This window comes from Bacteroidota bacterium, from assembly GCA_017303905.1.
Lineage (GTDB): Bacteria > Bacteroidota > Bacteroidia > B-17B0 > Aurantibacillaceae > JAHEYG01.
In genome coordinates, this window is record JAFLBH010000002.1 from 256,411 (window position 1) to 268,824 (window position 12,414).

Annotated in this window: 10 protein-coding genes; all 10 read right to left on the reverse strand. The window is 36.9% G+C overall.

Features of this window, described 5'->3' with window-relative positions; all coding sequences use genetic code 11:
- Nucleotides 1-3: 3 nt before the first annotated feature.
- On the reverse strand, nucleotides 4-150 hold the full coding sequence (locus tag J0L69_08855; protein MBN8693294.1) for a hypothetical protein: 147 nt from the start codon (nucleotides 148-150) through the stop codon (nucleotides 4-6).
- 248 nt (nucleotides 151-398) lie between these two features.
- Nucleotides 399-965 carry an elongation factor P gene (gene efp, locus J0L69_08860; GenBank protein MBN8693295.1) on the reverse strand — a complete coding sequence of 189 codons (567 nt, stop codon included), beginning with the start codon at nucleotides 963-965 and terminating at the stop codon, nucleotides 399-401.
- A gap of 58 nt (nucleotides 966-1,023) precedes the next feature.
- Complete coding sequence (locus J0L69_08865) at nucleotides 1,024-1,983, reverse strand: acetyl-CoA carboxylase carboxyltransferase subunit alpha (protein MBN8693296.1); 960 nt, start codon at nucleotides 1,981-1,983, stop codon at nucleotides 1,024-1,026.
- A gap of 87 nt (nucleotides 1,984-2,070) precedes the next feature.
- Nucleotides 2,071-2,748, reverse strand: coding sequence for a response regulator transcription factor (locus J0L69_08870; protein MBN8693297.1), 678 nt, complete (start codon nucleotides 2,746-2,748; stop codon nucleotides 2,071-2,073).
- Nucleotides 2,749-2,804: 56 nt separating this feature from the next.
- Nucleotides 2,805-3,725 (reverse strand): ribonuclease Z, encoded by a 921-nt coding sequence (locus tag J0L69_08875; protein MBN8693298.1) that lies wholly within the window; start codon nucleotides 3,723-3,725, stop codon nucleotides 2,805-2,807.
- Nucleotides 3,725-4,558, reverse strand: a complete 834-nt coding sequence (locus tag J0L69_08880) for a T9SS type A sorting domain-containing protein (protein ID MBN8693299.1) — start codon at nucleotides 4,556-4,558, stop codon at nucleotides 3,725-3,727. The genes J0L69_08875 and J0L69_08880 overlap by 1 nt, the downstream gene beginning before the upstream one ends.
- A gap of 125 nt (nucleotides 4,559-4,683) precedes the next feature.
- A complete protein-coding gene (htpG, locus tag J0L69_08885) occupies nucleotides 4,684-6,570 on the reverse strand; it encodes a molecular chaperone HtpG (GenBank protein MBN8693300.1) in 1,887 nt (628 codons plus the stop codon).
- 83 nt (nucleotides 6,571-6,653) lie between these two features.
- The gene (locus J0L69_08890; protein MBN8693301.1) at nucleotides 6,654-7,607 is read right to left on the reverse strand and encodes a hypothetical protein; all 954 of its coding nucleotides are present in this window, start codon (nucleotides 7,605-7,607) and stop codon (nucleotides 6,654-6,656) included.
- Between the two features lie 121 nt (nucleotides 7,608-7,728).
- Entirely contained in the window at nucleotides 7,729-9,732 is a 2,004-nt protein-coding gene (locus J0L69_08895) for a M13 family metallopeptidase (GenBank protein MBN8693302.1), read from the reverse strand.
- A gap of 62 nt (nucleotides 9,733-9,794) precedes the next feature.
- The gene (locus J0L69_08900; protein ID MBN8693303.1) at nucleotides 9,795-12,332 is read right to left on the reverse strand and encodes an OmpA family protein; all 2,538 of its coding nucleotides are present in this window, start codon (nucleotides 12,330-12,332) and stop codon (nucleotides 9,795-9,797) included.
- Nucleotides 12,333-12,414 lie beyond the last annotated feature (82 nt).

Sequence of the window (12,414 nt, forward strand, 5' to 3'; positions counted from 1 at the left end):
TAATTACAGAACAATTTCTGCATTAGGGTATTTCGCTTTCCAGTTTTTTAATGACTGTTCGTTGCGAACCATAATGATTGTTCTTTTGTCGATACGAAGTTTCACAAGGTACTCTTGTTTTACTTCTTCTTTTTTACGTGTTGTTCTCATAGTCTTAAAGCGTTAAAGGTGCTTCTTATGTATAGAACGCAAAAAGCCCGCAAATGTTTCTAATTGGCAGTGTTATCATATGTTAAATATTAAAAACATTGATAATCAATATTTTAACAAAGCGCATTTCTGCCATAATATTTGTTACAACAGACAATTTGCCGAAAGCTGACAAAGCCGCAGGTTAATTGTCGGTTAATAAAAAACCCCGAACCTGTTGGAACGGGGCTTTTATAAGTTTGTGTTTATTATTTTTTAATTCGCTCTACATAAGCGCCGGTGCGGGTATCTACTTTTACCCAGTCACCTTCATTTAAAAATAAAGGAACCATAATTTCTGTACCTGAATCTATTTTAGCAGGTTTTAATGTGTTAGTAGCTGTATCACCTTTAACTCCGGGTTCAGCATAGGTGATTTGTGCCTCAACAAAAGTTGGAGCTTCCGCAAGAATAACATTCTCACCTTCTTCAAACACAACTTTCACTTCCATACCTTCTTTCAAAAATTTAGCGCCATCACCGAATAACATCATTGGCACGTGAATCTGTTCGTAGGTTTCTGTATCCATTACAACAGCAAAATCACCTTCCGGATAAATGAACTGCATCATTTTATATTCTACACGAACAATATCCACCAACTCTCCGCTACGGAAACGGTTTTCCATTTGCTTACCTGTTTTTAGGTTACGCATTTTAGCCTGATAGAATGCGCGTAAGTTTCCGGGAGTGCGGTGCTGATATTCCATAATCTGCATTAATTCACCATTGAATCTGATTACTGAGCCTACTCCAATATCACCGGTATCTGCCATTTTAATTTAGTTTTTTATGATTAATAATTTTTCGGATTGCAAATATATAAATTTAAGTTTAGTCGAGTTCGTGAACAACTCCCATAGCACCGAATTTTTCGATACGTTGATTGATGCGTTCTTCTGCGCTTATTTTACTTAAATCGTTTAAATGTTTTTTTATTTCCCGCTTAACTGTTTCAAAGGTTGCTTGAGGATCACGATGTGCACCACCAACTGGTTCTTTAATAATACCGTCGATGAGTCCGTGCTTGCTCATATCATCAGCCGTTAACTTTAAAGCTTCAGCGGCACGTTCTTTAAAGTTCCAACTGCGCCATAAAATAGAAGAACATGATTCCGGAGAAATAACCGAATACCAGGTATTTTCCAACATCAATACTTTATCACCAATACCAATTCCTAACGCTCCACCACTTGCTCCTTCTCCAATGATAATACAAATTACAGGAACCTTTAACTGCACCATTTCTAAAAGGTTTTTAGCAATGGCTTCGCCTTGTCCGCGTTCCTCTGCTTCCAAACCCGGATAAGCACCAGGGGTATCAATAAATGTAACGATTGGCTTATTAAATTTTTCCGCCATTTTCATTAGGCGTAAAGCTTTACGGTAACCTTCAGGATTCGCCATACCAAAGCGACGGATCTGACGCATTTTAGTATTGATACCTTTTTGCTGACCAATAAACATTACGGTTTGTCCGTCAATTTCGCCCCAACCGCCAACCATGGCTTTATCATCGGCTACGGTGCGATCGCCATGTAATTCAATAAATGATTTATTAGATACATGCTCAATATAAGCAAGCGTGTATGGTCGCTCAGGGTGACGGCTCACCTGAACGCGTTGCCAGGGAGTTAAATTCGAATACAGTTCAATAATTTTATCTTGAATCTTTTCTTCGAGTTCAGTAACAGATTTTGACAAATCTACTTTGCTTTTTGAAGCCACTTCCTTCAGCTTTTCCAACTCTTTGCTTAGCTCTTCAACGGGCTTTTCAAAATCAAGAAATACCATTTTAAAAGAATATAATTAGGATGCAAATATAACAAAAAACACAGGTTTGAAGCCTGTGTTAATGTTATTTAGTTAATTGATTTTTAATTAATTAGAAAACAAAAAGTGATTAGTTTCCAACAGTTGATTTTTTACGGCATACATCACAATTCCGGCGGTATTATTTACCTCCAGTTTATTCATGATGTTTTTACGATGCGTGTTAACTGTATGCGTACTTAAATTTAATTTATCGGCAATTTGTTTGTTAGACAAACCTTCGGCAATGTATTTAATGATTTCAATCTCGCGCTCTGTAACACTTAATCCTTCGCAAGAGAAGGTTTTAATAAGAGACTTATTGGAAACAATTTCTTCGGCTGAAGTTAAGACAGAAGCTATTTTTCCGCAAAGGAAACGCTCATTATTTAAGGTTGCTACAATTGCTTCAATAATTTCCTCGCGATCACATTCTTTTAATAAATGACTATTTACACCCGATTTAAGTGCGTTATTCATTTCAGCTTTCCCAAGAGGCTCGGTGATGGCAAGCACTTTTAAATTTTTAAATTTAGAAGTAAGCGCTTTCAACTGACTGAAAGAAATATTTAATGAATAATAATCAAGAATTAATAAATCGGGTTTCAAAAACTGTATGGTTTTATTTAAATCCTCCGATTCAGAAACAACCGAAGGCAATAAATCATACCCCTTTAAGCTGCTGATTAAAAGCTCAGCGCCTACTCTTGAGAGGTAATTTTGATCTGCTATCAGTACTTTCGCCATATTCCTTATTTAGAATAATTTTAAACAAAGGTAGGTATCAAAACCGTATTTGCAAACTAAATTTTAATTTTTTTGCCTTCACTTGCTAACAGTAGGTTTTTGAAAAAGGGCTCTGCTTCCGCAATAAAAACGTCGGTATCACCATACCGGGCCGAATAATGCCCTAACATTAATTGTTTCACCTTGGCAGCTGCTGCAATTTTAGCAGCCTGTTCGGCAGTTGAATGGAATGTTTCTTTAGCGCGTTCTGCTTTGTCATTTAAAAAAGTACTCTCGTGATAGAGTAAATCGACCCCACTTATGTGTTTAACCAATTCTACATCATAAATGGTATCGCTGCAATACGCATAACTTCTTGATTCAGCCGGATCGATGGTGAGAAGTTTGTTTTTTATTTTCTTCCCTTCTTCATTTACCACATCTTCACCATTTCTTAATCGCTGAATATCTGCTACCGAAACCTTGTGTTTTTCGAGAGCAGCTTTATCAATTTTTCTTGGCAAAGGTTTTTCTTCAAACAAAAATCCGGTACAAAAAATCCGATGTTTCATGGGGAATGAAAACACCTTTACTTTATCATCTTCAAACAATAAATTCTTTTTATCATCCTTAGTAAAATGCCAGTTTATCGGATAATTCATTCTGGTTTCAGAAACGGTGTTCAGCAAATCCATGATGCCTTTTAGTTCCTGCGGAGCATAAATTGTGATGGCTTGCTTACGGCCTAACAAGTGCATGCTGGATAATAATCCGGGTAAACCAAAAAAATGATCGCCATGCAAATGAGAAATGAAAATATGATCTATTTTCTGAAATTTAGCTTTGTATTTCCTCAATTGAATTTGTGTTGATTCTCCGCAATCAATTAAAAAAAACCGCTCAGCTATATTTAATAACTGAGCGGAAGGATTTCTATGAGTTGTTGGAGCAGCAGAACTACTCCCTAAAACTAAAAGTTCAAAGGCTTGACGTTGCATTAATTTCCGGTAACAATCATGCGTTTGGTTTCAGTAAAGTTTTTGTACTTAATCGTATATAAATACATACCGTTACTTAATTTACTTCCGTCAAATTCAACTTCATTGTTGCCTGCAACTGTATTTACATTGGTTTTATATACCTGAGAACCTAACATATTATAAACACTTAATTCCGCTTCATTAGCTTCAGTTACAAAAAAGCGAATGGTAGTTTTTCCGTTAAACGGATTTGGTACGTTCTCTAAATTAAACTTGTTTTTACCAATCTCGGTTAAGCCGGTAGCAGCATTAATGGTAATGATGTAATAATTAAGATAAGAGGTAGAAACGTTGGTGCCTCCTGTAACATTTGGAGTACTTGGGCAAGATGATAATGCCGGAGTGGCATAGGCATCAACTTTTAAGTATAAGGTGTATGTACCCGGTGTGGTTGGAGTACCGTAAATCGAAGCACAGTTATTAGCATTACCGGGAAATTTTAAAGATGGCGCACCGTTTACCGTTCCGTTTGCAACTATAGGAGTTGATGAGCCAAAATTTAACCCCGGAGGTAAATTATAATTTACTGTACCCGATGGCGTGCTTAAAACAAAGCGATTAAAACAAAAAGTAATTGAAGCTGACACTGTATCCTTTGGAACTTTCACGGTGATATTTTGTACATAAGGAACGCCTACTGTTCCGGAAATAAAATTGGTGGCGCTATCGGGAAAGATCCCCACTTTTGGTGAAGCTATAAATGTTGGATTTAAGGAACAGGTTGGTACCTGCGCGCTCAATTGTGTTATTGCAATTAAAGCAATTGCTAAGCTTAGGTAAATTTTCTTCATAGTGTTTAGTTTAGTTTGAATAAAAATACAAAAAAGCCGTCTCAACTGAAACGGCTTTTACAATAGTTTTAAGCAATTAATTATTAATTACTGCGGCTAAATTATCACTCTGACTAACAAGGTTTTCAGTCAATCAATTCAACCGAACGTTTAATAAAATTAGTTAACTGCTCGCCTTTTAAAAGTCCTTGGGATAATAGTGCCAGGTCGCTGGCCTGTTTAGCAAGTATAGATTTTTTTGCTTCATCCGCCTCATTCTTGATTTTGGTAATAAGCGGGTGATTTGAATTGACAACCAAATTATACATCTCCGGCATATTTCCATAAAAATTCATTCCTCCTCCTAAGGCATTCATATCTTTCATACGACGCATAAATTCCGGACGGGTAATAATCATAGGTGAATCGGTTTCACTCATGTTTTCAAACACCACCATAAATTGTTCTTTTGGCACTACGCCTTCAATAACCGGTTGTAATGATTTGATTTCGTCTTCACTTAATTTACTCGGGATGTTTTCTTCTTTCTTAATTAATTTATCAATTGTGTCTGAATCCACACGAACAAATGAAGTGTCTTTCAGTTTACTTTCTAATTGATTGATGTAATGCGAGTCTATCATGGTGTCCATTAACAACACATCGTATCCCCTCGCCTTTGCCGCGTCAATGTAAGCGTGCTGTTCGTGAACGTTGGTTGAATATAAATACACCACACGTTTATCTTTATCGGTTTGAAGTGTCTTCACATGATTTTCATACTCTTCAAACATGAAGTACTTTCCATCCGTATTTTTAAACAAGGCAAATTTTACGGCTTTCTCATAGAACTTCTCATCGCTAAGCATACCGTATTGTACAAACACCTTTATATCATCCCATTTCTTTTCGAAGTCGGCACGGTCTTTTTTAAATAATTCCTCCAGCTTATCCGCTACTTTTTTGGTGATGTGTGATGAAATTTTCTTTACGTTACCGTCGGCTTGCAAATAACTGCGACTAACGTTTAAAGGAATATCCGGACTATCAATAACCCCTCTTAAAAGCGTGAGGAAGTCAGGAACGATATTCTCAACGTTATCAGTTACAAAAACCTGATTGCTGTAAAGCTGAATTCGGTCTTTAGGCATTTCCAGTTTGTTGGAAAGCTTTGGGAAATATAAAATACCGGTTAAGTTGAATGGATAATCTACATTTAAATGAATATGGAATAAAGGTTCTTCGAACTGCATCGGATACAATTCACGATAGAAACTTTTGTAGTCTTCATCTTTTAAATCGGCCGGTTTTTTAGTCCATGCCGGACTTGGATTATTGATGATGTTATCAACTTCAACTTCTTTCTCTTTATCATTACCGTCTTTATCCTTTTCACCGGTAGGTTCAAACTTTTTACGTGTACCGAATTTTATTTCAACCGGTAAAAACTTACAATACTTCTTAAGGAGACCCTCAATTTTACTTTCTTCCAAATACTCTTCGCAATCATCGGCAATGTGTAAAACGATATTGGTACCGCGTTCAGCTTTGTTCGAAATTTCCTCAATTTGATATTCAGGACTTCCATCACATTCCCATCTTACAGCTTTGCTATTTTCTTTATGGCTTAATGAAAAAATTTCAACTTTTTTAGCGACCATAAAAGCCGAATAGAAGCCAAGTCCGAAATGACCAATTACAACATTCTTATCCACCTTGTCTTTGTATTTATTTACAAATTCTTCCGCGCCACTAAATGCAATTTGTGTAATGTACTTCTCCACTTCATCTTTCGTCATACCAATACCCTTATCCTTGATGGTAATGGTTTTTGATGCTTTATCTACCAACACTTCAATTTTGGTATCCCCCAACTCACCTTTAAACTCTCCTAATGAAGCGAGTGCTTTCAGTTTTTGGGTGGCGTCTACCGCGTTACTTACTAATTCACGCAAGAAAATTTCATTATCACTGTAAAGGAATTTCTTAATGATAGGAAAAATGTTTTCGGTTTGTACTTGTATTTTGCCCATAGTAAATAGTTTTATGCTTGCCATAAAGCAAAGTGTATGCCAATGCTACGCATTGTGCCAAATTGACATTTAAAAAGTGGGAATTAGAATTTAGATCTTAAACGGGTTTTGCCACGTTTTTTCTTGATAAGGTATCCTACTGTTAACTGTAGTGACATATAAGAATCTTTTTGGCGAGAATCGCCACGCATCTGAGCCTCTGCACCGGTAGTTTCATCGGCCCAATTTGTTTGTCCCGGAATAGCACCTTTACTAGGATCAGCGAAGTATGCCGCTTGTGGACCGTAGGCTGCCTGAATAGCTCCTTTATCGTAATAAACTCCACTTACATCATCAATGTAGTCAGTAAATGTTTTACGGAAACTTGCCTCTAAACCAACGCATACTTTACGATTAAAATAAATACGATAAGCAATTCCCATAGGAATACAAAGCGCATAATTTTTATATTGCTTTGGCCCACCAGGCAAACCTTGACCTTCAGTATGCAATGGTTTTAGCTTTACCCAGTTTCCTTTTGGATCGCGTGCTTTTGGGTTAAAATAAAATCCTCCGATACCAACAAAGGCGGTAAAATCCCAAGAGCGGTTTTTCATACGACGGCTTAATGTCCGCTTGATACCATAACGGTGACCAACACGATTTGCCATGTAAACAAACTCTAAGCGACCGGCTAATTCAAAAATATTAGATTTAAAATTGATGTTACGATTATTACGAAATGGCTCTGTTGTTAAACGGTCATCACCTTTAACAATTAAGTAATTAAAGGCAGCACTGACATTAAACCATTTGGCAATTTTGTAACGATATCCCAAACTGAAGGCCGTGCGGGTTTCAACCATCTCCAAGTCAATTGGACTATAATCAGTACCTATTCGGTTCAAACCTCCTAAGTCGCCAAGAAAATTGGCTGCTCCAACACTTCCATACACTTCACGACGGTACTTTTTCCACTCATTGGGGCGCACAAAATTTTGCGAGTGAGCCCAAAATACCGTTAAAAAGAAAAATATTGCTAAGAGTCTGGTCTTCATTTAAGTCTTGCGAATATAGGAATAATTAAATTTTCGACAAAATTAGATTTATGAAGTATCAACAATATTGAGTGAATATCACAAATGTTTAATAAAACATTAATCTAAAATGGTTTTAGATTTACCAAATTTCAACCCTAACGTTCTGCGGCTTGTACATTTTATCGCCTTCCTTCACATTAAATGCCTCATAAAATTCCGGCATATTTGTTAAAGGTGCAAATCCCCTGAATTTTCCGGGTGCGTGAGGGTCGGTTGCCAACAATTGTTTTTCTGCAGCCTCGCGTGCCAGATTTTTCCAACCTTGCGCCCATGCGATAAATAAACGTTGTTCGCCGGTAAAGCCACCCATTACCGGAGATTTCTTTCCGTTTAATGATTTTTTATACGCGTAATAGGCCATGGTTAAACCACCTAAATCAGCAATGTTTTCGCCTTGTGTTAATTCTCCATTCACATGAAGTGTATCTATAGCTACAAATGAATTGAATTGCTCAATGATTAACTTTTTCTTCTCTTTAAAATTTTTGTAATCATCTTCTGTCCACCACATTTTCAAATTTCCATCCGCATCAAATTGTGATCCTTGGTCATCGAAACCATGCGTTAATTCATGTCCGATAATTGCGCCCATAATTCCATAATTAAACGCATCATCCGCCTTTGCATTGAAGAATGGAATTTGCATAATACCGGCAGGAAAAGCTATCTCGTTGGTAGTTGGATTATAATAGGCATTTACCGTTGGAGGAGTCATGCCCCACTCCATTTTATCAACCGGTTTGCCTAATTTATTGATATTACGATTATGCTCATACAAGGAAGCGCTTTTTACATTTTCCCAATAGTTTTTTGTAGAAATAGCCATCGTGCTGTAATCTTTCCAAGTGTCAGGGAAACCAAATTTTTTAATGAGCTTATCCAATTTACGGTTTGCTTCTTTTTTAGTTTCGTCATTCATCCATGTACGAGACGCAATTCGTTCGCGATAAGCAATGATCAAGTTTTCGACCATTTTCGAAACTTTATCTTTTGCTTCCTGATTAAAATAGGATTCAACATAAAGCTTACCTAAAATTTCTCCGATGTTTCTGTTAATTTCATTTTGCACACGTTTCCAACGAGGCTTCATTTCCTTCGCTCCGCTTAATGCTTTACCGTAAAACTCAAAACTTTCAAGTTCTGTTTTAGAATCTAAATAGCCGGAGGCTCTTCTTAGCAATCTCCACTTCATGAATTCTTTCCAATCATTAATCGTGTATTTAGAAACTACTTTATCCAGATTTTTATAGAATGATAAATGTTCAATCACCAAAGTGTCCGGAGTCTTCATTCCAATTCCGGTAAAATATAAATCCCAATTCACTTTCTTAACTGTATCTTGAAGTTGCTTTTTGGAATACGGATTATATAGTTTTTGAATATCACGTTGTGAGGCTCTGTTCATAGCATGCTCAGCTAACGATTTCTCCATATCATAAATTAAGGCTTCTTTCTTTGCAGCATCTGCGTCATTATTCCCAAGAATCACAAACATATTTTTTACATGCTTGTGATACGCTTCACGGTTTTTTTCAAACTGCGGTAAAAAATAATAGTCTCTGTCAGGTAAGCCGTATCCTGTTTGTCCTAGATAAATCAGGTAACGATTACTGTTTTTTAAATCTACTTCAACTCCTCCTGCAATAAAACCCGAAATTCCAATCTTCGCGAATTCTGCCTGCAACTTGATTAAATCATCAAATGTTTTTACTGCATCAATTTTAGCTAACTCACCGGCAATTGGTTTTAACCCCTCTTTATCGGCTTTTACCGAATCCATAGCAGTTAAATAAAAGTCGCGTAACTTTTGCGCGTCACTTCCCGGAGCAGCGTTTTTATCGGCAGCTACTTTTTTAAGAATGTTTTTAATGTTATCGAGATTTCTTTCATTAATTTCATTAAAACTTCCCCAGCGTGAATCACTCTCCGGAATTTTGGTATCCCTTAACCATTTACCATTACAGAATTTATAAAAATCGTTTTGTGGCGTAGCCGAAGAATCGATATAAGATAAATTAATACCGATTTCCTGAGCAAATAGTTTTGAACTGATAAGAGCAGCAATAACTACAACTTTTTTCATAGGATGTTTTATTTAAAATAAAAGCACCCTGAATAATCAGGGTGCTTTATAGGTTTATGTTTTTACTTCACTGTTTCTTTAAACAGAATCTTCATCTCAACCCTTCTGTTCTTCTGACGTCCTGCAGGAGTATCATTAGAATCGATTGGTTGTGTTTGACCAAACCACTCTGTAATGATTCCATCCGCTGATGCGCCTTTCTTCACTAAGTAACGCTTAACGGCATTAGCACGTTTTTCTGATAAATCCATGTTCTTATCAGCATTACCCTGGTTATCGGTGTGACCTGATAATTTCAGAGTCCAATCACCTTTATGCTTAATCATTAGTTTCGCTAATTCATTTAATGAAGGCAATGATTTAGACATAATGACATCCTTACCTGTTGCGAATTCTAAGCTCTTAAACGCGCGTTCGATAATCTTCTGCTCTGCCGCTTTAATTGGAGGCGGTGGAGGACAACCATTTAACTCTTTATTACCAGGAGTTGTAGGACACTTATCGTCTTTATCTAACACACCGTCTTTATCTGTATCCGGCCATGGACAACCTTTGTTTTCAACCGGACCGGCTACATCAGGACAAGCATCATCTTTATCCAACACGGTGTCGCCATCACGATCAGGACAACCTTTGTATTCTTTTGGACCAGGGATATCCACACAAGCATCTAATTTATCCGGAGTACCGTCGCCATCCTTATCAGGACAACCCATGAACTCAGCTAAACCTGCATCATCCGGACACTCATCATCCTTGTCAATAATCTTATCACCGTCGCGATCAGGACAACCTTTGAATTCAACCGGTCCTTTTTCATCCGGACAAGCATCTTCAGAATCGGTAATACCATCACCATCGCGGTCAGGACAACCTTGTAATTCTTTTATACCCGGAGTATCCGGACATTTATCTTCACTGTCTTGTATGTGATCACCATCACGATCAGGACAACCCATAAATTCCCATACACCCGGAACTGTTTTACATTTATCTTTCTTATCAGATACTTTATCTTTATCCTTATCACGTGGACCGTGGTATGGAACAGGAATCTTCAACATCGCATAAAGATCAGCTCCAAAAACATCTTTTTTAGTAGAGAAATATGTTGCTAAGCGATTCGTTCCGAAAATTAGCGGACCAACACGGAAACCGGCACCTACACTAATAGGTTGCCCTGCGTTAGCATAAAACTGATTGTATGAAATTGGAATTGATACGCCAAACCAACGATGATCCCAACGCGGCGTTAAACTTACATTGGTCCATTCATGAACCTTTGCCTCTTTATTTCTAAATTTAAATGCAATATTCGGAGTCAAGTTAATATAAAAGTCTTTCCAAATGTTGTAATCAATTTGAAAGCTTAATGCAGTAGGTAAATACATTTTGTAAGTACCTTTTTCATTGTTGTAAGTAGAAAGTGAATCTAAAACACGGTCGAAGTTATAAATCGGATAATCTTGCCATTTCAATGTATCACCATTTACTACGTCGTAATAATTGTTATCCAATAACTTTCTGAAACGGATGGAATCCCAATCAAGTGTTACGTTGTTACTGTATTTTCCTTTTGCGTATTTAATGTAACCTAAGTCAGTTAAGGATGCGCCAATTTTTAATTTGTATTTGTTTTTGTCTTTTCTCCATAAACCGGTTTCGCCATCCATATCATACTTGTGGCTGGCGTAATCAGGACGGAATTCATAAACAACTCCGAAATCAAAACCCCAACCCGGAAGTGAAGCTAATTTAGGATAACCATTTGCAAATGTACCATTCAAAGTAGGGTCGTTTACGGTTGGATTGGTATTCTTATAATCCCCTTCTAATCCGGAAAATTCAAGATTCTGTGAGTGACCATAATTAATATCAGTATGAAACACACCTAAGATAGTATCATTATTAAACTGATAACTTAAATCCTTAACGTTAAAATAAGCGGAGGCCACACCTTGTAAATACTTAACAGTTGCTCCTGCCTTAAAATAATGCTCATCCTTATCGCGGAATACAAGTCCGTATGTTAAACCATACTCCAACCATGAATTAATATTGGCGCTTAAATAATCAACATTAAACGGCTTCTTGTAAAAATCTTTCACAGGATCTCCTCCTATTCCACGACCAATATCGTAGTAAATTAAACGCGCTAATTCAGGATTCACACCATCCACATTAACATAGGTTCTTGATGAGCTAGTAAAGCCAATGGCATTCTTTCTATTAAGATTTACCAAAAAAGAAGGGCCGTTAACGCGTAAAGCCAAGAATACAGACTTATCTTTATCATTTACTACTTCCGTTAAATAACGATTTTGAAATTGAGGGTCGTCAAATGCTGGATAATATCCGGAAGTCAACTTTCCTGAGCGTGCCAAAGCTGAACGCTTAAGACCAATATAGTTATTTCCTGCCGCCATGTTGAAACCAACTAAAGTCATATCAAACTTCATTCTGCTTTCAACAACATTAGCCGGATTGATAATAACGCCGGTAATTCCGTTATAGTTACTACTTGAATACCCAAGATAATCCTGAGCCTTAAAAGAAAATGCTGATATTAACATCAACACGGATAAGAGAGACTTTTTCATATTTAATCTATAAAACTCAAATATAAACAAAATTTGGTTCCTTCTAGCTATTAACAGCCCGTTTATTTGTTTAAATTTGCCA

Excerpts from the sequence above, each read along its gene's own strand:
- J0L69_08875 (MBN8693298.1), bottom strand. The coding sequence starts at position 3,725 with ATGCAACGTCAAGCCTTTGAACTTTTAGTTTTAGGGAGTAGTTCTGCT.
- J0L69_08870 (MBN8693297.1), bottom strand. The coding sequence starts at position 2,748 with ATGGCGAAAGTACTGATAGCAGATCAAAATTACCTCTCAAGAGTAGGC.
- J0L69_08890 (MBN8693301.1), bottom strand. The coding sequence starts at position 7,607 with ATGAAGACCAGACTCTTAGCAATATTTTTCTTTTTAACGGTATTTTGG.
- efp (MBN8693295.1), bottom strand. The coding sequence starts at position 965 with ATGGCAGATACCGGTGATATTGGAGTAGGCTCAGTAATCAGATTCAAT.
- J0L69_08900 (MBN8693303.1), bottom strand. The coding sequence starts at position 12,332 with ATGAAAAAGTCTCTCTTATCCGTGTTGATGTTAATATCAGCATTTTCT.
- htpG (MBN8693300.1), bottom strand. The coding sequence starts at position 6,570 with ATGGGCAAAATACAAGTACAAACCGAAAACATTTTTCCTATCATTAAG.
- J0L69_08880 (MBN8693299.1), bottom strand. The coding sequence starts at position 4,558 with ATGAAGAAAATTTACCTAAGCTTAGCAATTGCTTTAATTGCAATAACA.
- J0L69_08895 (MBN8693302.1), bottom strand. The coding sequence starts at position 9,732 with ATGAAAAAAGTTGTAGTTATTGCTGCTCTTATCAGTTCAAAACTATTT.
- J0L69_08855 (MBN8693294.1), bottom strand. The coding sequence starts at position 150 with ATGAGAACAACACGTAAAAAAGAAGAAGTAAAACAAGAGTACCTTGTG.
- J0L69_08865 (MBN8693296.1), bottom strand. The coding sequence starts at position 1,983 with ATGGTATTTCTTGATTTTGAAAAGCCCGTTGAAGAGCTAAGCAAAGAG.